At 65.8% G+C, this 20,285-nt stretch carries 26 protein-coding genes; 14 read left to right on the plus strand and 12 right to left on the minus strand.

Translation table 11 applies throughout. The features are described from left to right. On the plus strand, positions 1 to 483 hold the full coding sequence (locus OG558_RS08265) for an NUDIX hydrolase (protein WP_405069675.1): 483 nt from the start codon (positions 1 to 3) through the stop codon (positions 481 to 483). Between the two features lie 9 nt (positions 484 to 492). Here the strand turns inward: OG558_RS08265 and OG558_RS08270 are convergent, their stop codons facing one another. Continuing rightward, on the minus strand, positions 493 to 1,107 hold the full coding sequence (locus tag OG558_RS08270; protein WP_405069676.1) for a hypothetical protein: 615 nt from the start codon (positions 1,105 to 1,107) through the stop codon (positions 493 to 495). A gap of 47 nt (positions 1,108 to 1,154) precedes the next feature. On the opposite strand from OG558_RS08270, the gene OG558_RS08275 reads away from it, so the two are divergent. Genes OG558_RS08275 through OG558_RS08285 form a run of 3 tightly spaced genes read left to right on the plus strand, consistent with a single transcriptional unit; the run spans position 1,155 to position 2,832 of the window. Next, positions 1,155 to 1,757, plus strand: a complete 603-nt coding sequence (locus tag OG558_RS08275; protein WP_405069677.1) for a DNA-3-methyladenine glycosylase — start codon at positions 1,155 to 1,157, stop codon at positions 1,755 to 1,757. A gap of 19 nt (positions 1,758 to 1,776) precedes the next feature. Continuing rightward, a complete protein-coding gene (locus tag OG558_RS08280; protein ID WP_405069678.1) occupies positions 1,777 to 2,256 on the plus strand; it encodes an NUDIX domain-containing protein in 480 nt (159 codons plus the stop codon). 51 nt (positions 2,257 to 2,307) lie between these two features. After that, positions 2,308 to 2,832 (plus strand): hypothetical protein, encoded by a 525-nt coding sequence (locus tag OG558_RS08285; protein WP_405069679.1) that lies wholly within the window; start codon positions 2,308 to 2,310, stop codon positions 2,830 to 2,832. Here OG558_RS08285 and OG558_RS08290 read toward each other — a convergent pair. After that, a complete protein-coding gene (locus OG558_RS08290) occupies positions 2,810 to 3,514 on the minus strand; it encodes a uridine kinase (protein ID WP_405069680.1) in 705 nt (234 codons plus the stop codon). The two genes, OG558_RS08285 and OG558_RS08290, sit on opposite strands and share 23 nt — an antisense overlap. After that, positions 3,511 to 3,750 carry a hypothetical protein gene (locus OG558_RS08295; RefSeq protein ID WP_405069681.1) on the minus strand — a complete coding sequence of 80 codons (240 nt, stop codon included), beginning with the start codon at positions 3,748 to 3,750 and terminating at the stop codon, positions 3,511 to 3,513. The genes OG558_RS08290 and OG558_RS08295 overlap by 4 nt, the downstream gene beginning before the upstream one ends. Before the next feature lie 180 nt (positions 3,751 to 3,930). On the opposite strand from OG558_RS08295, the gene OG558_RS08300 reads away from it, so the two are divergent. Beyond that, positions 3,931 to 4,743 carry an alpha/beta hydrolase gene (locus OG558_RS08300; protein ID WP_405069682.1) on the plus strand — a complete coding sequence of 271 codons (813 nt, stop codon included), beginning with the start codon at positions 3,931 to 3,933 and terminating at the stop codon, positions 4,741 to 4,743. Between the two features lie 74 nt (positions 4,744 to 4,817). Here OG558_RS08300 and OG558_RS08305 read toward each other — a convergent pair whose 3' ends face one another. Together OG558_RS08305 and OG558_RS08310 are read right to left on the minus strand one after the other, a co-directional pair. After that, a complete protein-coding gene (locus OG558_RS08305) occupies positions 4,818 to 5,063 on the minus strand; it encodes an META domain-containing protein (RefSeq protein WP_405069683.1) in 246 nt (81 codons plus the stop codon). After that, on the minus strand, positions 4,988 to 5,212 hold the full coding sequence (locus OG558_RS08310; protein ID WP_405072305.1) for a hypothetical protein: 225 nt from the start codon (positions 5,210 to 5,212) through the stop codon (positions 4,988 to 4,990). The genes OG558_RS08305 and OG558_RS08310 overlap by 76 nt, the downstream gene beginning before the upstream one ends. Before the next feature lie 137 nt (positions 5,213 to 5,349). Here OG558_RS08310 and OG558_RS08315 point away from each other — a divergent pair, with 137 nt between their 5' ends. Together OG558_RS08315 and OG558_RS08320 are read left to right on the plus strand one after the other, a co-directional pair. After that, entirely contained in the window at positions 5,350 to 6,108 is a 759-nt protein-coding gene (locus OG558_RS08315; RefSeq protein WP_405069684.1) for an MBL fold metallo-hydrolase, read from the plus strand. A gap of 270 nt (positions 6,109 to 6,378) precedes the next feature. After that, positions 6,379 to 6,738 (plus strand): YciI family protein, encoded by a 360-nt coding sequence (locus OG558_RS08320; RefSeq protein WP_329482575.1) that lies wholly within the window; start codon positions 6,379 to 6,381, stop codon positions 6,736 to 6,738. 564 nt (positions 6,739 to 7,302) lie between these two features. On the opposite strand, the gene OG558_RS08325 is transcribed toward OG558_RS08320, so the two are convergent. The 5 genes from OG558_RS08325 to OG558_RS08345 all read right to left on the minus strand — a co-directional run bounded on the left by OG558_RS08325 (position 7,303) and on the right by OG558_RS08345 (position 9,970). Next, the gene (locus OG558_RS08325; protein WP_405069685.1) at positions 7,303 to 7,653 is read right to left on the minus strand and encodes a hypothetical protein; all 351 of its coding nucleotides are present in this window, start codon (positions 7,651 to 7,653) and stop codon (positions 7,303 to 7,305) included. Between the two features lie 114 nt (positions 7,654 to 7,767). Beyond that, positions 7,768 to 8,094: a hypothetical protein gene (locus OG558_RS08330; RefSeq protein WP_405069686.1), complete on the minus strand. Its 327-nt coding sequence runs from the start codon at positions 8,092 to 8,094 to the stop codon at positions 7,768 to 7,770. A 156-nt stretch (positions 8,095 to 8,250) separates the two neighbouring features. Further along, a complete protein-coding gene (locus OG558_RS08335; protein ID WP_405069687.1) occupies positions 8,251 to 8,892 on the minus strand; it encodes a hypothetical protein in 642 nt (213 codons plus the stop codon). Between the two features lie 120 nt (positions 8,893 to 9,012). Next, complete coding sequence (locus tag OG558_RS08340; protein ID WP_380110894.1) at positions 9,013 to 9,333, minus strand: hypothetical protein; 321 nt, start codon at positions 9,331 to 9,333, stop codon at positions 9,013 to 9,015. 109 nt (positions 9,334 to 9,442) lie between these two features. After that, positions 9,443 to 9,970, minus strand: a complete 528-nt coding sequence (locus OG558_RS08345; RefSeq protein ID WP_405069688.1) for a DinB family protein — start codon at positions 9,968 to 9,970, stop codon at positions 9,443 to 9,445. Positions 9,971 to 10,110: 140 nt separating this feature from the next. Here OG558_RS08345 and OG558_RS08350 point away from each other — a divergent pair, with 140 nt between their 5' ends. Together OG558_RS08350 and OG558_RS08355 are read left to right on the plus strand one after the other, a co-directional pair. Next, a complete protein-coding gene (locus OG558_RS08350) occupies positions 10,111 to 10,593 on the plus strand; it encodes a hypothetical protein (RefSeq protein ID WP_405069689.1) in 483 nt (160 codons plus the stop codon). Positions 10,594 to 10,931: 338 nt separating this feature from the next. Continuing rightward, positions 10,932 to 11,411, plus strand: coding sequence for a hypothetical protein (locus tag OG558_RS08355; RefSeq protein WP_405069690.1), 480 nt, complete (start codon positions 10,932 to 10,934; stop codon positions 11,409 to 11,411). A 605-nt stretch (positions 11,412 to 12,016) separates the two neighbouring features. Here OG558_RS08355 and OG558_RS08360 read toward each other — a convergent pair. After that, the gene (locus OG558_RS08360; RefSeq protein ID WP_405069691.1) at positions 12,017 to 12,739 is read right to left on the minus strand and encodes a DUF4386 domain-containing protein; all 723 of its coding nucleotides are present in this window, start codon (positions 12,737 to 12,739) and stop codon (positions 12,017 to 12,019) included. Between the two features lie 662 nt (positions 12,740 to 13,401). Between OG558_RS08360 and OG558_RS08365 the strand changes: the two genes are divergently transcribed. Together OG558_RS08365 and OG558_RS08370 are read left to right on the plus strand one after the other, a co-directional pair. Continuing rightward, positions 13,402 to 13,851, plus strand: a complete 450-nt coding sequence (locus OG558_RS08365) for a hypothetical protein (protein ID WP_405069692.1) — start codon at positions 13,402 to 13,404, stop codon at positions 13,849 to 13,851. 219 nt (positions 13,852 to 14,070) lie between these two features. After that, positions 14,071 to 16,014 (plus strand): heparinase II/III family protein, encoded by a 1,944-nt coding sequence (locus OG558_RS08370; RefSeq protein ID WP_405069693.1) that lies wholly within the window; start codon positions 14,071 to 14,073, stop codon positions 16,012 to 16,014. Positions 16,015 to 16,936: 922 nt separating this feature from the next. On the opposite strand, the gene OG558_RS08375 is transcribed toward OG558_RS08370, so the two are convergent. Beyond that, on the minus strand, positions 16,937 to 17,923 hold the full coding sequence (locus tag OG558_RS08375) for a 50S ribosomal protein L11 methyltransferase (protein WP_405069694.1): 987 nt from the start codon (positions 17,921 to 17,923) through the stop codon (positions 16,937 to 16,939). 689 nt (positions 17,924 to 18,612) lie between these two features. On the opposite strand from OG558_RS08375, the gene OG558_RS08380 reads away from it, so the two are divergent. The 3 genes from OG558_RS08380 (at position 18,613) to OG558_RS08390 (ending at position 19,798) form a co-directional block, all read left to right on the plus strand. Continuing rightward, a complete protein-coding gene (locus OG558_RS08380; protein ID WP_405069695.1) occupies positions 18,613 to 18,876 on the plus strand; it encodes an SHOCT domain-containing protein in 264 nt (87 codons plus the stop codon). Positions 18,877 to 18,939: 63 nt separating this feature from the next. Beyond that, entirely contained in the window at positions 18,940 to 19,353 is a 414-nt protein-coding gene (locus OG558_RS08385) for a nuclear transport factor 2 family protein (protein ID WP_329482588.1), read from the plus strand. Further along, on the plus strand, positions 19,346 to 19,798 hold the full coding sequence (locus tag OG558_RS08390; protein WP_405069696.1) for a GNAT family N-acetyltransferase: 453 nt from the start codon (positions 19,346 to 19,348) through the stop codon (positions 19,796 to 19,798). Before OG558_RS08385 ends, OG558_RS08390 begins: the two co-directional genes overlap by 8 nt. Positions 19,799 to 20,285: the final 487 nt, after the last annotated feature.

A 20,285-nucleotide genomic window follows, 5' to 3' on the forward strand; every position in this document is an offset into this window, starting at 1 on the left:
ATGGGTCGGTATGCCGGAGTGATTGCGCAGTACGACGGCCGGCTTGCGCTGGTGCGGGAGCAGTACGAGGGGTGGGACGCGGCGTACTGGAACCTGCCGAGTGGCGCGGTCGAGGTTGGGGAGAGGCCGGCGGACGGGGCGGTTCGTGAGTTGCGCGAGGAGACCGGGCTGCGGGTCGACGCGGATGCGCTGGAACTTGTGTGGACGACTCACGCGGTCGAGGCCGGGCGGACGCTGTCGCGGTCGTGGAACTACGTGGTGTCGGTGAGCGACCCTTCCTTCGCGATCGACGATCCCGATGGGTCGGTGATGGATGCGCAGTGGTTCTCGCGTGCGGACGCCGTCCGGCTGTTGCGGCACGTGCCTTATCCGCCGATCGCCGTACCCACGGTCGGTTATCTGGCTGACGGCGTACGCGCGGACTGGACCTTCACGCTGGCCGCGGAGTCGTGGCGTTGGGAGTTCCCAAAAGTTCAAGGTTGAGAGGGGGTGTCACGATGGGCTCGAGAGGGAGCCGCGGCGAGGCATCCACGACGTCCGCTCGTAGATGTTCCAATCCCCGAGCCACTCCCGGTACTCGGCGTAGTTGTTGACGCCGGCATCCAACACCGCCTGATAAAGCCAGTAGCCACGCGCCCGCTCCCCCAACCCTTCGGCTTCCTCTTTGATGGCAAGGATCCGGTCTCGAGTCTCCGGGGTCAGTGCCTCTCGAAGAGCCGCGGTCAACGCCGCACCGCTCGCGACAGTCGACGCATGCTCGAAGACCCACGTGTCGATCGTCCACGTCTCATCCGAGGTGAGCTCGTACTCGAGCTTCCAGTTTTGCCCTTGCTCGTGCCGATCGCGAGCATCGAGGTAGGTGATCCGCCGCGCCTTCGGCAACTCGGCCAACGCCGCCATCACCGCGAACCCGTCAGCCACCCGCGGCTCATCCGAATGGATCTCCATGTCGATGTCCAGCGGCTCCACAACCCCGATCCCAACCGACCCGACAATCACCACCTCGCCGTACTTCCCCCACCGCTCCAGCAGCTCGAGATCCCGGACAATCCCGTACGCCGCCCGTAGCCGCCCCTCCGCCCGAGCCGCCCGCTCATCAACCGACACATCCACCTCCTCGCCAGGTGAGCGATCGTAGGCGCGATGATGGGTCGATGAGGTCGCCCGTTCGCCCGTTGTCCGCCAGGAAGCTAGCGCGCGACTTCTATCTGCGCCCGGCGTCGGACTGCGCGACCGACTTCCTGGGCAAGGTCCTCGTCCGCCAGACCCGCGCCGGCCGCGTCGCCGGTGTGATCCGCGACGTCGAGGCCTACCCGGCCTTCACCGACGCGGTCCACCACGGGAACAAGAAGACGCCACGGACCTCCGTGATGTGGGGGGCCGGCGGTGTCGCGTACGTGTACCTGATCTATGGCCAGTGGCATCAGTTCGCCGCCGTCGTGAACCGGGCCGACGTACCCGACGTGATCTTCATCCGCGGCGCGACACCGGTCGAGGGCGTCGAAGCCATGACCGCCGAGTGGGACAAGCCACGAGGCGCCGATCAGCTCGCCAACTCGCCCGGCAAGCTCTGCCGATCCTTCCAGATCACCAAGGACCTGTACGGCGCCGACCTCACGGGTGCCGACCTCTTCCTGGAGGACTGGGGCATCTCAGTCGATCCAGCGCAGGTCCGGGCTGCCGAACGGGTCGGCATCAGCAGCCGGCGCGATGGCCACGACAGCCCTCTGAGGTACTACCTCGATCCGGCCGACTGACCTGTGGTTGGCTTGCAACGTGGGCGACGATGTTCATTTCACCGCGCAGTTCCCCACCAAACGGATGGCGGCCGACTGCTTGTTCACGGACCAAGCCGGCCGGCTGCTGGTGCTCGAGCCGCCGTACAAGCCGACCTGGGATCTTCCCGGCGGGATGGTCGAGCGGGACGAGTCGCCACGCCTCGCCGCACAGCGCGAGGTCCGGGAGGAGATCGGCCTCGACGTCGAGCCCGGCGATCTGCTCGCCGTGGACTGGATGGGCCGGTCCGGCGACTTCACCGAGGTCGTCGCGTTCCTCTTCGACGGCGGCGTACTCGCGCCGGCCGACATCGATCGCATCGTGACCGATCCGGCCGAAGTGAAGAGCTTCAGATTCGCCACTCTCGACGAGGCCGAGCAGCTACTGGACGCCGAACAGTTCGCACGGGTCGCGGCCGCTCTCACGTCCCGACGGTCGGCGACGTACCTGGAGAACGGCTCTCCGCCTCGCTCCGTCTGATCGGCAGAAATCGTTTTGCGCGCGCAGGTACTGGGCGACATCATCGGTCGGGTGCAAGCGCCACCTGCTCTCGTGCTCTCCGGCCCTCCGGGGGTCGGCAAGACGTCCGTCGGATGGCGGGTGTTCGATCGCTGCACCGACCTCGGACTGGCGCCCGCGTTCGCGGACCTCGACTTTCTCGGAGCTGCCTGGCCGGCTCCGGACGACGACCCGCATCAGTCGCGGTTGAAGGCAACCAACCTGGCTGCGGTGTGGTCGAACTCCCGCCAGACCGGCAGCCGCCGCCTCATCGTCGCAGGCGTCGTCGAGAACCTGAACGACCGCCGGCAACTCGAGACCGCCACCGGCGGACCAGTGGTGATCTGCCGTCTCGACGCGCCGGACGCCGACCTCGCACAGCGCATCCACGGTCGCGGCCGCGAGAGCGGCGCCAGTCTGACCAAACTCGTCGCCCGCGCCGCCGAACTGTCCGCACTACTGACCGCCGACGATGTCAGCGACTTCGCGATCAACACAGCCGCCCGCACCATCGACGACATTGCCGACGACGTCCTCATTCACTGGCAGGCGGAGTGAATTTCTGTACGACGGGGTGCTGCGGGTCGGTGTTGTCGACGACGACGTGCGCGACGGCCGCTGGGTCGTGCAGCTCCTGATAGCGCCGATATCCAGGGAGGAAGTTCGTCGTCAGTGCATGCAAGGCTGCCTCCTCGCCCCCGAACCACTCACTGTCCCTGGCAACACCGCGCCGCAAGATCTCGCCCTCATCGGCGTGGAGGTAGAGGCCCACCTCCCAATACGCCACTAGCGCGGGTTGAAGCACGAAAACCCCGTCGAACACCAGCACCGCATCAGACGCCGCGACCTGAGCCGGCGCAACCACCCGCAAGTCCGCACGATCATCGAACGTCATGGTGGTGTACCGACGATCCCCGGCCGGCCCGAGAGGTAACAGCAAACCATCCACGACGGCCTCGTTGTCGAACCAGTCATCGAAGTACCCACCCGGGAACGTCTCCCCCGGCCGCGGCCTGGCATCCCGCGGCCGCCGAAACCCATCGACCCCAGCCCTGATCACCGGCCGATGCCCCTGCAGCCGCTCCGCCAACTCATCAGCGAGCGTGGTCTTCCCGGCCGCATCCGACCCATCAATCCCTACCCGGACCGGATGCCCCACCCCCAGCCCAAGCACCATCGCGACGATCCGCGAGAGAAGCCCTTCCCTGCATCCCTCCGCCCTCGCCGAGTCAGCGGTCATTGCGGCTTGGCATCTTCCGCCCACCGTTGGAAGAGGTCGATCTGCGCCTGGGGCCAGGAGCCGTCGCATGGCATGGTGCCGTCTCGGAGGCGCGCGAGGATCGCGTCGGCGTACCGGCTGACGTCGTCGTATGACCAGAGGTCGAAGTGCCTCAGCATCGATTGGCGGTCGATCTCGCGGAACAGGGGCTTGATATCCGTCTCAAAGCCAGTCGCATCGCTGCGATCGTTGGCCATGACTCCTCCTGACGTCGAACGGCGACCAGAGCCACCCCGGCGTACCGCGTTGCCTCAGTTAGCCCGCATCCGCAGGTGAACGTCAACAGCGCGAGGACAGTTCTTGTCACATGTCGCCGAGCTGTTCGGACATAGAGGTGTAGGTCACCAGACCGACTACCGCCGGAAGGACAGCCCCTCATGAAGACCATCGTTCTCGTCCACGGCTTCTGGGTGACACCGCGCAGCTGGGAACACTGGATCGACCGCTACCAACAAGCCGGCTACCACGTCATCGCGCCCGCCTACCCGGGGTTCGAGGTCGAGGTCGAGGCCCTCAACGCCGACCCGACGCCGATCGAGGCGCTGACTGCCCCGGCGATCGTCTCGCATCTGGAGTCGGTGGTCGGCGCCCTCGACGAGCCGCCGATCCTCATGGGCCACTCCGCGGGCGGTGCGTTCACGCAGGTCCTGCTGGACCACGGATTCGGGGTCGCGGGTGTGGCGATCAATTCCGCGCCGACCGAGGGCGTGCGTGTCATCCCGCTGTCCCAGCTCAAGGCGTCGTTCCCGGTGCTGAAGAACCCGGCCAACCGGCACAAGGCCGTCAGCCTGACGCCCGAGCAGTGGAAGTACACGTTCGCCAACACCTTCACCGAGGAGGAGTCCCTCGAGCTCTACCACCGGTACCACGTCCCGGCATCCGGGCGGATCTTCTGGAACAGCGTGCTGGCGAACTTCGAGCCCGGCCCGCAGGACGTCCACGTCGACTACCACAACGGCAACCGGCCCCCGCTGCTGTTCGTCTCCGGCGGCGAGGACCACCTCATGCCGCCGAGCGTGCAGCGCTCCAACGCCAAGCACTACAAGTCCCCGAAGACCATCACCGAGATCAAGGAATACGAAGGCATGCCTCACCTGCTACCCGCCCATAAGGGCTGGGAGCAGGTCGCCGATGAAGCCCTGGCCTGGGCAGCAGACCACGCCGGCTGGCCAACCCCGACCCCCGCCTGAAGGCCTCCGCACGCCGATGGCCGGCTGCTGGTCTCCTACGAAACCCCGTCGAACCAGGGCCTTCGACTTCAGGCTCAGCGGACGGCGGTGAGGTCGAGGCCGGTCCCGGCGGGGGTCAGAAGGGTCAGACGGTTGTAGTCGATGGTGTAGGTGACCTTGGCCCTGAGGGTGGTCAGGATCGCGGTCTCCACCTCGGCAGTTTCCCCTGTGCATGCGTGGTCGGTGGTGGACGACCCCGGTGAGGTCAGCTCTGTTCTGGTGCGGTCGACAGTGCCGGAGAGTTCGTTGCAACCGGCGTACGCCCTGAGGACGTCATACACGCGCGCGGACCCTCGTCGTTCCGGTTGGGCACTTCCGCGAACTCCAGCCGAGTGCGCGTGTTCGAGACCAATTGCTTGGGCTTGCCATCCTCCGTCACCGCGGTGGACAGATAGGTCTTGCCCATCGGCGAGCTGGTCACTTCGCCCATGCTCGGCTCCTCTCCACATCGTGCCGCTCGGGTGCCGGCCGATCCATCAGAGGTTAATCCGGCAGGACGCGCAGACCCGGCGCATTCTCCTGCTCAGCGTGATTGCGCCGGGGTGGCTGTACTGACAGAGTCGATGGATGCTGAATCAGGTGGCTGACGGTGTCTGGGTCCGTCAAAGCGAGTGGGTCTGGAGCAATGCCATCGTGGTGCGCGGGGAGGGTGGGTTGATCCTGGTCGATCCTGGCATCGACGGTTCCGATCTGAACGAACTCGCCGATGACGTGGACCGGCTCGGCATTCCGGTGGTTGCCGGGTTCTCCACCCATCCCCACTGGGACCACCTGCTGTGGCATCCCCGGTTCGGTGAGGTGCCGCGCTACGCCACTCCCGGCGGCGCCCAGGTAGCTAGCGAAGCCCGAGAGCGGGCACAGAAAATGGCAGCGGAGAGCGCGTCGGGCATCCCTCTCGAACTGATCGGGCTCCTCACCCCGCTGCCCGAGGACGGCGGACCCGTGCCCGGCGAGATCGTCGAGCATCAGGCGCACGCCATCGGCCACGCCGCGGTCCTCCTCGCGGACCGTGGCGTCCTGGTTGCCGGCGACATGCTCTCCGACGTCCTGATCCCGCTCCTCGACCCTCGCCGCCCCGATCAGGTGAGCGCCTACGAGACGGCACTCGACCGGCTGGGTGAGGCTGCCAGGCACGTCGATGTCGTGGTCCCCGGCCACGGCGCCGTTGCCAAGGGTCCCGAGGCGGCGGCCCGCCTGGCCGCCGATCGTGCCTACATCGACGCGTTGCGGCGAGGAGAGGAACCGGTCGACGCGCGTCTGGATCAAGACTGGCTCTCCGGCCCCCACCAGTCGAACCTGGAGCAGGCCCGACACGCATCCGGATGAACTTCGGCGTCATAGCGCTCATGTCGCCCGCTCGTGGCCCCCACAGCGGTCAGGAGCGCGCCCCGTCAGGGACCCGTTCGCAGACCGCGGTGGTGTCGGGCTGGCTGTGGCCGAGGATTTCCGCGAACACGGGATACATGGCGCCTGAGCGGAGGCCGTACGGCGGAGGTCCCGTGAAAACTCTTGCCGAAAGCCTGTCGTATCCACCGGGCGCCGTTCGTAGCGTAGGTGGAGGCGGACAGCGGGTCCGCTCGAGCCGAAGGAGCAGACATGCCCGAGTACCTCATCTACTTCAACCAACAGTGGGTGGGTGACCACACCGAAGAGTGGTTCGGCGGGCGCGGGCCACTCGCCAGGGCGGTCGTGGACGAGATGAAGGTTGCCGGCGTTTACGTCTTCGCCGGGGGGCTGGAGGAGGAGGACGGCCCGGTCTACAGCGCCGACCCCACCAGTGGCGAGGTGTTGCTCACCGACGGACCATACGTCGAGACCAAGGAGTTTCTGGGCGGGTTCGCTCTGGTGAACGTGGCCGATGACGAGACCGCCAAGATGTGGGCGGCCAAGGTCGCAGAGGCCTGCGGTTGGCCACACGAAGTTCGCCGCTTCAAGCCGCAACCCAGGGCCAACTGACTCCATCGCCGTCGCTGCGGCCGGAACGCTCCTCCGAACGAGGAGGACGAAGGCGGCCCGGACCAGTCCGCGCTGCGACCGCGTTAGCACGACCGCTAGGCCCTCTAATGGGACCGAGAGATGAAAGATCCCCAGGTCATGTGCCTTGACCTGGGGTTTCTTGGTGCTCCGGGCGGAGCCGCCTGTCGGAATCGAACCGACCTTCTCATTGCGAGGAAGAACGACAGCGTCGCATCCGCTCTCTACCAGCGCTTCTAGCAACACGGGCACCCGCAGCAAGCGCGAGATTCCCCATGCGTAGCCGTCGTTTCGTGCCACGAGTCATGCCATGCATCTCGACCACCCTCGGTCGCGGCCCGCGGCCAAGCGCACGTCTCAGTGGCTAGACACAGATCCAGCAGTAGAGCTTCTGATCGCCAGCCCGCGCTCGCTGGGCAAGTCCGGCCAACTCCTTCAGGAACTCCGCGAGGTCAGTTGGGCCGGCCGCGTTCCAGAACTCTTCCGTTTCAGGCCACTCGCTCCAAGGTCTCGTCGCCGGCCTCGGCGAGGGCCGCGGTCAGGGGGTCAGGGGGTCACCACAAGGCGCTCACCCCCGTCGCGCATTGCGAGGTTGTGACCGCTTCGAGGATCGTCGACCACCTCGTCGTATGGCCGCCCCGTGAGCAGTTCCTCGAGCGTTCCCAGTTGCACGACAGGGTCAATGCCCTTGACCGAAAGCGTGTCGTGAACGACGAGGTCGGGATCTGCGCCGAGCGCGGGCTCTGGCGCCGGGCGCTTGCGCCGGAATATCCCGCGCTGCCGCCCTTCAGGGAGAGTAATCATCGTCGCCTGGGACCCGGGGCCACCAACACGATCAACGACGGTCGCCGCTTCCTCATCGGATGCAGCTGCGAAGTAGTCGAACAGCACGCCCATGGCGAACATCCTGCACGACGCGCGATGCTCTGAGATCGGCAGGACGGCAAAGCGCGCTCATCGGCATGTTGGTTCGCGCTGACAGCGGCATGAGCGTGCGGCTGAGGCGTAGGTTTATCTGCTCATCGCTGTCGCAAGCAGTGGCCCTGCGTGCGCCTCGACGAGAGGCACCCATTCCGGCCACCCCAACGTCCGACCAAGGAGGCGTACTGCAGTCCAGTAGTCGATCATGCTGTCAGTGGACTGCAGCAATCGCTCAATCCAGGCGAAGACATCGCGCAGGGCAGCCGGGTCGCCAATGGCGTGGGGCATCACATCGTGGCGGAACACCCAGTCGACGCGCCCTGCGGGATCTGCGCCGTCGTCTGCCTCAACAGCGGCGGCTGCCTGCGGAAAGGTCCTTAGGAACTCCTCTTGGATGTTGCCGCTTGTGAGGAGCACGCCGACACGCTAGCCCAGGTCGGAGTCCACTCATCGTGAGTGCACCGGACACCGGCAAATCAGTGCGTTCTTGGTTGTCCCCAAGGGCCCGGCATGAAAGTCGATGGGGTGTGGGGTGCATCCCAGTGAGCCGCTGAGCGGAGCTCCTCGTGCTGTTTACGGCGTAATGGTGATTTCCATCGGCGCCGTCAGGATGTTGCCGTTGTCGGTCTGTGGTGCGATGACCAGCTGCCACTGTCCGGGCGGGACTGCGTACCCCAGGTCGGGAACCACCGAGGCTGTGCCGATCAGGACGGGCACGGGGCGGCTCTGGTGAGGTTCGATGGCGAACCCCACCCGGGCCATGGTGTGCGGGCCGACGTACAGACCGACCACGCTGCCGGAGCTGTCGGTCACCGCTGATGTCAGGTCGCCGGCGGTGAGGAGCACTTGCTCGTGCGCGGCCCGATTCGTTACCAGCACGTCTTGGTGCTTGTACCAGCCGGTCCGGACCGTCAACGGAGACAGGGGTTGCACGTCGAGCCCGGCGGATTCAGCAGGTTCTCCGTGTAGTTGGCGTGAGTAGTCGGTCACCCACAGCTGTCTGGCCGGAAAGGTCATCGCCCCGACACGCAGATCCACAACGTCCCCGTACTTCGCGTTCAACATGACCGCGATGTCGGTTGCCCAGGCGGCCAGATCGATGCGGAACCGCCGCTCACGCCGCTCGAAATCGGGGGCAGGAAATACCACGAGCGCGCCCGGTGACTCGTCGCGCAACCGCCGCAGATCCACACGCAGACTCTCCCAGCCGGCCATAGCCCGACGGTATCCGAACCGCGCGCTCCTCCAGCCGCAGGTGGACGGCGATCTAGTCCGCTGAGCAACTTCCTGAATTCGGCATCAGCGCGCTTCACTCTCCGCGGCATGTCAGGGCGTTCAGCCACGCTCACGTCCGGGCAGGGGGGCGCCGTCGAGGAAGGCGTTGTAGACGTCGAGGACGTCGTCGTCCACCGTCGGCTCGATGTTGCTCCAACGAGTGTCTCGACGGTCGCGATGAGGGCCGGACAGCCAGAACTCCTCGTGCGTGTCTGTGTCGTAGAAGTTCGCGTCCCACATGCCCTTGCCGCGGGCCAGGGTTCGGCCGTGCCAATAGGCCGTCTTCCAGGTTCTGTTGAACCTCACACGGCTGATCCAGGCCGGCCCTTGGTCGGTTCCGTGGCCGGTCTTGAGTTGGACGAACATGACTCGATCAGGCACGCGCCCATGGTGCCCCAGCCGGGGTTGAGGTCCACGCATTTCGGCGGATGACCGATACGTGCGTAGCCTGCCCTCAACGCGGCAGATCCGCGCGTTCAGGACCCGAGCCTCACGACCCCCGAACGCTCGCGAGGGTCAGTTGCTTGCGATGGTGGTCGTAGTGCTGGGTGGCGTAGTGGTAGACGTCCCGCAGTGTCATGTAGTCCGTGAAGTAGGGGTCCCAACGGACTGGGAAATGCATGCCTCGGTCCAGTGCACGCTCCGGCCGTGTTCGCAGCGATGTCTGGAGGTTGCTCAGCACGCGGTCCATGAGCCGCTCCATCCGGGCGTATCCCAGAGTGCGCGCACCGAACAGGGAGCCAACGAAGTTGATGACGTGGAACGGGCGGGCGCCGGCGTTCAGGAGCGCGGCGAACCGCCGGGACGCGCCGTCGGGTAGTCGGGAAAACCCCCAGACGAGAATCCTCAGGTTCCGCACCAGTAAGTACCCGAAGAGCATGTGGAACAGCAACTGCTCGTTGTTCCACTTCGTGCCGTCGGTTGGCTTGCGAAGCTCGGCGACTGTGGCGGTGTCGACGAGATCTCGGTAGTCGTTTCGGACGCGATCCATCTCCGCGCAGATCTCTTCCTGGTCCATGGTCGCCTCCGGGTCGTCGCTGTCACCGTGGGTTCACGCTAGGCCGCCCGGCGCGGTTTGGGGACATCCGCACATCGGCATGAGCGCGCTTTACCCTCGGCGGCAGATCCGTGCGTTGCAGGGGTGACAGGATGTGCGGCGTGGAGGCCCACGAAATCCGACATCTTGTCGTCACCGCAATGGACGCCGCTGGGATGAGTCGTGCACGGGGTGCCCGGTGGTTCGTGACTTCTGACGAACTCACGTGGGTCTTCGAGTTGGATCGCGGCGCCGCATGGTCACGGCGGGCCATGACTGTGGGAGCGGCAGTCCGGGCCTGGACGGGTGATGAGGCCATCCGTCGCGCCAACAACGGTCACGTCGTCGTGGACTATGCGCTACTTGGATCGGCAGTGCCGGATGAGGTGGTCGGCACGCGATTCGACGATCATCGCTCCTACTTCACGATGATGTTCGATCACACGCATGACCTCGTGACAGTCGACGAACGCCTTCGATCCTTCGAGTGGATGGCGAAGGATCTCGGTCACCTCACGCAGGAGCACACAACTGTAGACGCGCTTCGCCAGGCAGTCTCCGTTGGAAGCTTCGAGTCGGGATTCGTAGACCGCCGCCTGCGCTGAGCGACTGCTTGCCAACGTCCCGAACTCGGCATATCCGCGCGGATCGCGGCATGTGAGTGCAAGTCACACGGATTTTGCGCATGCCGGCCTTATCAGTCTCTCGTTGGTCCGTTCCCGGGTCGTCGACGTCTACAGCTCCTTAATCTTCGGCTGCAGCTGCAGCTGCAGCTGCAGCAGGTTCTGGCTCCTTCCCGGAAACGAACCAAACCCTGCTCGCGGTAGTCTCCCCGGGCATGACGACGATGCCCGTCCCCGCGACAAGTGAGGGGAGACGTCGGCTGCCAGTGGGGGCTGTTGTGCCGCTATGGGGGCTGGTGGTGTTGTGTGAGGTGGTTCCGGTGCCGCCGTTCGGGGGGTTCACCCTCGTGTTCCAGGTAGGCCAACTCGGCTGCTGGCTGGTTGCGGTGGTGACGACTGTGTATTTCGTCCGAGGGCGGTCCGCGAAGGTCGTGGTCGGTATGGTTCTTGGCCTGGTCGCGGTGTGGTTCACTAACTGGTCGCTGCTCGAGCCGTCGAGTTACCTGCGGCTGCATCGGGCGCAGTTCGATTACATCGCGGCACATCCGCCTCCGCTGGTGGCCGAGGATCTGTTCGACTCCGGTGAGAACCTGCCGTGGTGGGCCCACGACCTGTCGATCACCGGGAAAGCAGCCGGGACGTCGGCTGGGAGTGTCTACCTCGAACAGAACCAGAGCATCCTTGGTGGATCCATCGGTTATGTGCACAGCGTGTCGCCGGCGGAGACTTTCATCGTGGCCGACGAAAGGTTCGGACTCGGTGAGTGTCTACACCTGACCGACGACTGGTACTGGTGCTGATTCTCGGGACTAGCGTGAGCCAGAATTGACGGTTACGTGTCAAGGCGCGGGCAGTCCCTCCGCATCGCCGCGATAGCTGCCACCGTTTAGGTTCAGGTCGGCGCGGTCAAGAGGCGAGCGTGCTCGCTCGCGCAGGTCTCCAGGGGTTCCTGAATTCGGCATGAGCGCGCGGAATGCGGCAGATGCGTACGTTTCCCAGCCCACGACTCCGTGGTTTGGCAGGGTGGTTCGTGGTCGGTCCCTCGGTGGCGTCCGGGGGAACCTGCGCTGCACGTCGATCACGCCACCGGGAGGGGTCTCACTGGGTGCTCGCTTCGATCGCGTCGGCGATCTCCGACACCAGCTCCTCGTAAGCCGCACGTGTCAGGTGCATGCCGTCGGCATCGAACGCTGCGGGACCTATCCTGTCGGCCACCGCACGTCCAGTGCGACGCCTCCGCGCGCCTCGACGAGCGGTCGTCCTGCCCCAGCGCGCCGACAGGACAGAGTCAGCCGGCCTCGGCCATGTCGAATGTGCCAGCCGACGCGCGGGCACTGTCATCGGCATGAGTGCGCGGATCGCGGCTACTTGTCCGCGCATCCGTCAGAAGCGGCGTCGTACTTCGTCAAGCCCGAGCGTGGGTCAGGGGCGTACCCGGATCAGCAACCGGTGCCGGGACGGTCGTGCTGAATCCCTTCCAGATAAGCCAGACTGCCAGCACGATCTCCTGCACACCGATCGGGACGTTTAGCGCAACTTGCGGACCCGACATGGTGTCGATCGCTCGGAACAGGACGAGCAGGGCACCGATGGCTCCGAACGTCGTACCCGCAAGGCCCCAGATCGACAGCCAACGCGGGATCAGTCGTGACCGGAAGAAGACCAGGTAGTACAGGGTTCCGCCGGTGTAGAATGCCAACACCCCTGCCACTGCGGCAGCCTCGCGCAGGTCGCGTACCAGCTCGCCCGATACTTGCGTAGTCGCGCCGATCACTCCGCTCGCCGACAGTTGGTCCGACAACGCCACCAGGACCAGCGTGCCGACAGCCGAGAGGGCATAGAACACCCCCTCGATGAGCCGGAAGCCGACGGATCCCAGCGCCATGCCGGCTGCGTATGTCCGCAGCACGGGGTAGAACGAGATGGCGATGGCTGCGCTGGTGAAGGCTGCCACCAGCTGGAAGAGTCCCGCAGTGAGCATTCGATCCTGGTGCTGGGACACGCCCGCCAGGAAGCCGGGCCCGTCGAGGAGCGACCCCAAGAGGGCCGTGGCCACCAAACTCGCGGCGGTCGCTGCGATGAGCAGCATCCCCGCGGTCGTGGCGTGGATGTCGCGCGATCTCATCATGTCTCTCCCTTTGCCGAAGCTGGGATCCGACGCCGTTCAACGACGATGTCACCCACAATCGGAGGCACCGCCATCACCTCCCCACGATGCAACTTCTACCGTCAGCGTGTGCGCACTCCGTCGCGAGGCGACAGAGGCATAGGTCACAAGCAAGCCGCGATGAGGCCTGGCTCCGTAGAGCCGGCCTGTGGTGTGATCAGCCAGCTGGCGGCCGCATTTCGACGGTGATCGGAACGCCTGACGGACATCTGTCGCCGCATCTGCTGGCGGATGCCACTTGCTGGGATCGGCGGCAAGCCCAAGCAACGCGAAGGTCGACGTTCTCATGACGAGGAGGATCTTCGTCGTCGCATCGGCTATCCAAGACTTTGTGCACGAGTGATGCCACGCATGTCGACCCCAACTCCGAGACCGATCGACCACGGGATCATTGCCGCGACGCTCGCGGTCCCTTGACGCGAGCAACCATTCTGTATCAGACCAACTCTGCGCAACGCGCACCTTGCGCAGAGGCCGGTCAACGGAAATTGACCGCACTGGCGCTTCCCCCACGAGGCAGCTAATCTTGACCGACTTTCGGCCACGGTGCTTCCTGGGGTGGGTCGACCATCACCGTCGCGGACGCCGACGACGCGATCGGCGGGCTTGCGTTGAGCTGCCGGGTGGACAGCGGCCCGGCGACACCCTGCGCGCCCGGGACCTGGCAGGCTCCCGCCCAGAAGGCCGGCGCGCACACGCTGACGGTCAGCGTCACCCACCCCAACGGACGAACGGCGTCGGTCACGAAGCCATGGCTCGTCGATCAGAGCGGGCCTGCCGCCGTACTGCGTGGGCCGGCGCAACCGTTCACGCTCGCGTCCACGATTCCGGTCTCCTGGACCGGATCGGACACCGGCTCCGGTGTGGCCACGAAGTGTCCGACCTGTGGTTCGGTGCGGGTGTACGTCAACAACGTCGCCGTCGGAACCGTCAGCCTCTACAACGCGAAGCTCCAGTACCGGGCCGTCATCGCGCTGCCGGCCTTCGGTTACCGCAGCGGCACTGTGGTGGTGAAGGTGACGTCGAGCGGCAAGCTGGTGCAGATCGACGGTCTAGGTACGAGTCGCGCCTGACGAGAGCCGGACGGTGCTTCGGGAGCTGCGACCTGACAGGCGAAGTACTGCGGGGAGGTGGTTGCAGCTTTTGACATTGCGAACTCCGCACAGAACCATGAAGCTTCGCATCAGCACCGGCATCGGTACTGCGGCGAGCGGTCGCCGAGCTGCGGGGCGCCACGGGGTGGTCAGGCCGCTGAGAGCGGCATCAGTGTCTTACAGGGTGGGGAAGCTGTCATGTCTGCAAAGTTGGTCGGCTGGATCGCTGCGGCCTCGGCCGCCGCTGTTGTGGCGACCCTCACCATCACCGGTGGGTCGTCCGCCGCTCCGTCGGCCGGGATTGCCGTCACGCCGGATCTGCCGGAGCCGAAGTTTGCCCAGTTCGAGGCGGGTCGAAGCAACGTGATCCCGCCGACCGCTCCACCTGCCACCGATATCAAGACGTCCACCACCACGTCGCTGACAGCCGGCAAGTACACCTGCCCCGGCTACAGTTCCATCGACGACCCGAACCCGGTCGCGAACCTCCTCAAGGACACCTACGCCTGGAGCACCTTCGCGCCGTACAAGGTGGGCGACGGCAACGGCAACATCAACTGGCGGCTCAACCCGTACAACAACCCCAGCTGGTACATGTGGCTGCACTCGCTGCGCTGGCTCGGCCAGGGCATCACCGCCGCCGGCACGGGTGACACCGTCGCGATGGATCGTGTCACCACGATCGCGAAGGACTGGGTCACGGACAACCCGTACTCGTGGAAGAGCGACATCGGGGCCTACGAGTCCACGATGCACCGGACCAACGTGCTGCTCTGCCTCCGACAGGCAGTCCTGTCCGGGCTCGGGCAAACCACACTGCCACCGGCGTACGCCTGGCTCGACCAGACACTGACGGACCACGCATCGTTCCTGATCGCGAACTGGAGCGGCGCCTGGAACCACGGCACCGACGAGAGCATCGCGCTGTTCGGCGTCGGCTGCACGCTGGATCGCGCGGACTACAAGCAGACCGCCCAGGACCGCCTCGCCGCCGGCATCACAACCTCAATCGACGCAGAGGGATCGACCAACGAGCAGTCGACCGCGTATGCCCAGTTCAACTACTCGCTCTGGGGCCGAGCGGTCACGGCTCTGCAGGAATGCGGAACCGACCCGGGTACGACGATCAGCTCGCGGCGCGCGTTGTTGGCGAACTGGCTCGCGCTCGCCACGAACTCGCAGGGCAAGCTGCCCCAGATCGGCGACTCCGAAGTGGTCAGCACCAACCAGTTCGCCGACACCCCCACGGAGTACGCGGGATCCCTTGGCACCAAGGGAGTGGTCCCGCCGCAGCGCGTCGGCGTGTACTCCGCGGGTTACATCTTCGGGCGGAGCGGCTGGGGAGAGACGCGCCCATTCTCGCAGGAGTCGACGTACAGCATCCGCTTCGGGCCCTCACGCGCTCTGCACGGCCACAGCGACCACACCGGAATCACGTACACCGCCCGCGGCCGCGACATCCTCATCACCGGTGGCCACGCCGGCTACCAGAACGACGTCTGGCGCACGTGGGCCAAAGGTCAGTTCTCGGCCAGCACAATGACGACACCACTGTCGGCGGAGAAATACCCGGCAACGAAGCTGACACGCTCCCTGGTTTCTACGACGTCGGAGTTCTACGAGTTCACAGACGTTCCGGGCGTCGGGATCAACCGCACCCGGGCCGTGCTCGTGCTGAAGAACCCAGACCTGATCATGTCGCTGGACCGAGCGAGCTCGACGACAGCCCAGCAGTTCCAGACGCTGTGGCACCTGCCGTCGGACCAGAAGGCCACGGTCTACTCCCGCACCACCGCGCTGGCGATGAAGACCGGCGACGCGATGCGGACGATCTTGTTCCAAGTGCCCTACAAGCAAGCCCTCCCGGCCGGCGCCATCCTGATCAAGCAGGGCCAGACCAGCCCCATCCAGGGCTGGCACTACCCGAACATCACCACCCGCAACTCGGCCCCCACCTTGATGTTCGCCCGGTCCGGCTACTCCGCCTCGATTCTCTCCTTCATCGTCCCCGTGGGAGCGACCCAAGGCGTCACCTACGCGGTTCGTACATCCGGCACAGCCACCATCGTCGACCTCTCCGTAGGCGGAGTCCGCACATCCGTCGGAATCTCCGCCGGCGGCTCCCTCTATCGCATCTCCTGACCCCCTGCCGGTACTGCGCCGCCGGCGCAGTACCGGCAGGGTTCCCAACCCGGTCCCGCGCAGCAGCGGCTCCGCGATGGTGCCGGGTCAGGATGTTGGTTCGAGACAACGACCTCCGACCGAGACTGTAGGACAAGGGCATCGCCGCGACCGCAACTAGGAACGACGAAACGCCGAGACTCGAAGTTGCCTCTGACCAGGGGTGGAGGCGCCTGTCGGAATCGAACCGACGACCTTCTAATGACGAGTCCGTCACCACAGGCGCAGACAGCCGAGCGACCCGCGATCCCGAGTGTCGAAGATGCTCGCTGGTCACAGTTCGTTGACGGCTGTTCCGGGCCGTCCGGGGGCACCTCGGGGGCAGCACTCCCCCGGACGTAGCCCGCTTGAAAGATCGGTCGACGGCCCGCTCACCGCCTAGCCCCGAGCGCGGGCCGGTGTCCATCGGGTGACCCCGGCTGACCCCTCGTAATCGCTCGCTAATCGCACGCGGCCCGGTCGACTCCGAGAGATTCAAAGGTGCTGATCGGCCGTCGACATGAGTCCACGGAGCCATCTGCCGTGTCCGGTGCTGAGCGTGCAGGGGCTCGGATCGGGGGGATCCGTCTACGGCCGTCCACAGGTCCTGTTAGCAAATCCGTTAGCAGGTAGCCGGTTTGGAGGATCGGTCGACGGCACACTCACCGCCACCTAGCAGTACTCCTCGACGACGAGCATTGACCGGTGGTCGTCAGCTTTGAACTCTTGCCTCCCCCCGAGCAAAGAAGAGCAGGCCAGATCCACGGGCTCCTGACAGGGACGAACTACCCTACCGGGCGGACAACTCCGTGCTGGTGCCCAAACCCGGGGGAAGGGCAGCCATGAGAGCGCTCCGGCGACACGCTTGCGCCGCCGGGGAGCCCCCGGCGGTTGCTGAGATTGCTCAGTCGTCAATCTCCTGCCAGACCGCCTGCTCGTCGTGCTCCTCCCAGTCGGCGCCTGGCAGCGCGACAGCCCAGCTGGTCCATGTCCCGGCCGACCGGGCTGGGGCGGTCCTCACTCTGGCGCGGACGAACATACCGGGCGTGAGCTCCACGGGCGAGCGTAGCGGGGCCGTCGTCATCCCCCAGTGCGTCGGCGGATCGCCGGGTCCCACCGACAGCGAGATGCCGGGCGCGAGTTCGGCGCTGAACCACAGCGCGAGCGCGTTGGCCGTTCCGTGGTCAAGGACGGGCAGCACCGCCTCGGCTTGGTGAGGCGCCTGCGCCTGCTGAAGCGGGATCAGGCCGGCGTCCGTCGCCCACAGTTGGCTCGCCTCGGAGCGCCTGTCGTGCGCCGCGAGGTGACGGAAGGTGCCGGAATAGAAGATCTCGTTGACGGTCTTTTCGATCAGGTCGTCGAACCTGAGGCCGTACGGGTTGTCCCGCAGGAACTCCACCATCTCCGCGAGGTAGCGGTCGTGCACCAGCGCGGCCCACGCCGTGACCAAACGGGGGATCATGACCCCACCCGGCTTGAGCCAGCGGTCACGGGCGACGATGACCGGAACGAGCATCCCTTCGTCGATCCCGAACCCACCGAGCCACTCCGAGACGATCACATCGACACGTTCTGGCGGCTCGAGGTCCATGAGGTCGCCGTGGATCACCTGGACGATCTCCGCGACCCCGTTCGCGGCGGCAAGCTCCTGCGCCAGCACGGCGGCCGACGTCCGCTCCACCGCGTAGACGCGCGCGGCACCCGCCCGCGCCGCGAACACGCTCAAGATGCCGCTTCCCGCTCCGACATCGAGAACGATGTCGCCGGGGCGCACCACCGACTCGATCGCACGCCGGAAGGCCCCGGTGCGGACGCGGTCACAGATCATCGTCCGGTGTACCTCGAACTCCGCATACATCGGGTCCGGCGGGTTCCTGATCGGCGTCCGCACGCCAGCATCGTAGCTCCGCCGGTGATTGGTGTTCTCGCGGGCGCCAATGCCCGCCTAGAGGGCGTGGATCGGCCAGGAACTACGCGTAGATCCGGCTCCAGACCGGCAGCGGTCGATGACGGTGGATGTGGCGGCCGGGCAGCCGGGATTGTTGGACGGGACAGCGGCGTTTCGTTTCGACCCGGGTCGGCAAGAGGCCGAACCGGCGGTGCGCCGGAACTGTCATCGGCTGTTCCCCGAGGAGATGCTCGCCGCCTCAGCGGCGTCACGACCTTCGCTACCATCCGCTGTCGCCTGCAGACATCAGCCAGACACTCGGCGAGAATCTGGTCGCCGTCCTCGCCAACTCTTCGCCCAAGGACCTTGGCCACCACGACTGTCGGCGGGACCTGAACGACGTTCACACCCGACGAACGACCGATAGCGGCGATTGCCCAAGTGCACAGCGGACCTCAGAGTCTGCTCGCGAGGCGCACAACCGAGTGCGCTCGTGACAGAAATCGCGAGCGCCGCGGCCCGCCGGGCTGCTATCACGATCACGGGAATCACCCCATCTGGGTAGTGTGCACAACGGCCCGGTGCGGCAACGTGGCTGGTGCGGATAGCTCGTGTCGACTGGTGATGCGGCGATGGACGCGCACTGTCCGGACCGACGCAGGTCGGCCGGACGAACGGGAAGGAGTTCTCCCATGGGTTTCAGGCGACGGACAAGGCGGCGCGCGCTCATTGCCGGAGCGGCGATCGCTCACCACGAGACCAAGAAGGCCGACGAGCAGCAGGCCGACGACCAGGCACCCGCCGACGACCAGGCACCGGCCGATGACCAGGCGCAATATGCGCCCCCTCCGGCGGACCCGGCCGACGAGATCGAACACCTCGCACAGCTGCACACCTCGGGCGCGCTCTCAGACGAAGAGTTCACCGCTGCCAAGGCGAAGATACTCGGGACATGAACGCGTGCCCGATTGCCAGAAGATGCCGAATCGATCGATTCCCGGCAGGAACAGGGGGCTGAAATGAGTGGATCTCGCAAAGAGGTGCTGGCGAACGCGCTCAAGGCCGAGGTCGGCGGCGCATCGGCAGATCTGAAGACCCTGTTCACCGATGACGTCGTCGGCTGGTCACCATACGCCACCGTGTTCGGGCTGGCAGCACTCGCTGACCTGTCCGCCCTCCGTGAAGAAGCGTTCTCCAACGTCGTGATCACGTTCCGGGGACTCGACGAAGTAGGCAACAAGGCATTCGCCGAATGGCTCGTCGAATCCGACCACACCGGGCCACTCGTGCTCGGGGACACCGTGCTGGAAGCAACAGGACGGCACGTCCAGTTGCCCGGCGTCACCGTGGCCGACTTCCGCGAAGGGAAGATCCGGTCCTTCCGGACCTACTTCGACGACATCTCGCTGATCGAGCAGATCGCCGGTGTCTGACGAGCCGACCGCTGTCGAGTTCCACATCGAGGATCATCCGGATCCGCTCGACATCGACGTCCTCGAAACGCAGATCCGTCATGAGGCGTCCGCCGCCATGGGACTCGGCGGCGAAGCCGACCTGGCGATCTTCGTCCGCGACGCCGGCACGGTCGTCGCCGGCATCAGCGGGTGGACCTGGGGCAACTGCTGCGAACTGCAGAGCCTGTGGGTGGAGCCGAGTCTCCGTGGGCGCGGCCTCGCGACGCGGCTCCTCGCCGCCGCCGAAGCCGAAGCGGCAGCCCGCGGGTGCTCGCAGACCGTCCACTTCACCTACGCCTTTCAGGCCCGGGCTCTCTATGAGCGGAACGGCTACGAACTAGTGGGTTGCGTCGAGGACTTCCCATCCGGAACGGACGTCCTTTGGTACCGCAAACGCCTTAAAGGCTGCGCGGATAGACGCTGAACAGAGCCTTCGTGGCCTCGCCAGTCGCACCTCCTACATCGAGCGGCTCGCCTGACACCCGGTTCAGGGCGACCCGGCTGCACCGATGGTTGCCCGGAGCAACTGTCGACGGTGGCGGTGATCGGCCTTGATCAGGAGAATTGCGCCCCGATTAGTGCGCAAGTTCGCGGGCGGGCTCAAGGGGTGATTGCAACACTGCAGGTCAGCGCACTGCCCGGCTCGCGCCTGCCCGAACGCGACCCAAGTCAAGAAGGGAAACAGGTGAACCCACCAAACGTGGGTTCACCTGTACGGGATGTCCTGAACATCACAGCGGACCGCCTGTCGGAGTCGAACCGACGACCTGCTCATTGCGAGGAGGAAGGTCACGTCACATCTACCGTCTTCAGGCGTGATTCGTGCAAGGAACCTCTCTCCGGTGTCCGTATTATTCCTCCGTATCGGACAGTTCGCTCCACGAATGGCTCCACGCCGCCGCTACAACTCC

This window comes from Kribbella sp. NBC_01510, assembly GCF_045040325.1.
Lineage (GTDB): Bacteria > Actinomycetota > Actinomycetes > Propionibacteriales > Kribbellaceae > Kribbella.

What these genes read in the sequence shown, in the direction of transcription:
- OG558_RS08325 (WP_405069685.1), bottom strand. Translation starts at nt 7,653, where the DNA reads ATGGGCGTGCTGTTCGACTACTTCGCAGCTGCATCCGATGAGGAAGCG.
- OG558_RS08300 (WP_405069682.1), top strand. Translation starts at nt 3,931, where the DNA reads ATGAAGACCATCGTTCTCGTCCACGGCTTCTGGGTGACACCGCGCAGC.
- OG558_RS08385 (WP_329482588.1), top strand. Translation starts at nt 18,940, where the DNA reads ATGAGTGGATCTCGCAAAGAGGTGCTGGCGAACGCGCTCAAGGCCGAG.
- OG558_RS08295 (WP_405069681.1), bottom strand. Translation starts at nt 3,750, where the DNA reads ATGGCCAACGATCGCAGCGATGCGACTGGCTTTGAGACGGATATCAAG.
- OG558_RS08380 (WP_405069695.1), top strand. Translation starts at nt 18,613, where the DNA reads ATGGGTTTCAGGCGACGGACAAGGCGGCGCGCGCTCATTGCCGGAGCG.
- OG558_RS08320 (WP_329482575.1), top strand. Translation starts at nt 6,379, where the DNA reads ATGCCCGAGTACCTCATCTACTTCAACCAACAGTGGGTGGGTGACCAC.
- OG558_RS08345 (WP_405069688.1), bottom strand. Translation starts at nt 9,970, where the DNA reads ATGGACCAGGAAGAGATCTGCGCGGAGATGGATCGCGTCCGAAACGAC.
- OG558_RS08335 (WP_405069687.1), bottom strand. Translation starts at nt 8,892, where the DNA reads ATGGCCGGCTGGGAGAGTCTGCGTGTGGATCTGCGGCGGTTGCGCGAC.
- OG558_RS08315 (WP_405069684.1), top strand. Translation starts at nt 5,350, where the DNA reads ATGCTGAATCAGGTGGCTGACGGTGTCTGGGTCCGTCAAAGCGAGTGG.
- OG558_RS08360 (WP_405069691.1), bottom strand. Translation starts at nt 12,739, where the DNA reads ATGATGAGATCGCGCGACATCCACGCCACGACCGCGGGGATGCTGCTC.
- OG558_RS08290 (WP_405069680.1), bottom strand. Translation starts at nt 3,514, where the DNA reads ATGACCGCTGACTCGGCGAGGGCGGAGGGATGCAGGGAAGGGCTTCTC.
- OG558_RS08310 (WP_405072305.1), bottom strand. Translation starts at nt 5,212, where the DNA reads ATGGGCGAAGTGACCAGCTCGCCGATGGGCAAGACCTATCTGTCCACC.
- OG558_RS08275 (WP_405069677.1), top strand. Translation starts at nt 1,155, where the DNA reads ATGAGGTCGCCCGTTCGCCCGTTGTCCGCCAGGAAGCTAGCGCGCGAC.
- OG558_RS08370 (WP_405069693.1), top strand. Translation starts at nt 14,071, where the DNA reads ATGTCTGCAAAGTTGGTCGGCTGGATCGCTGCGGCCTCGGCCGCCGCT.
- OG558_RS08265 (WP_405069675.1), top strand. Translation starts at nt 1, where the DNA reads ATGGGTCGGTATGCCGGAGTGATTGCGCAGTACGACGGCCGGCTTGCG.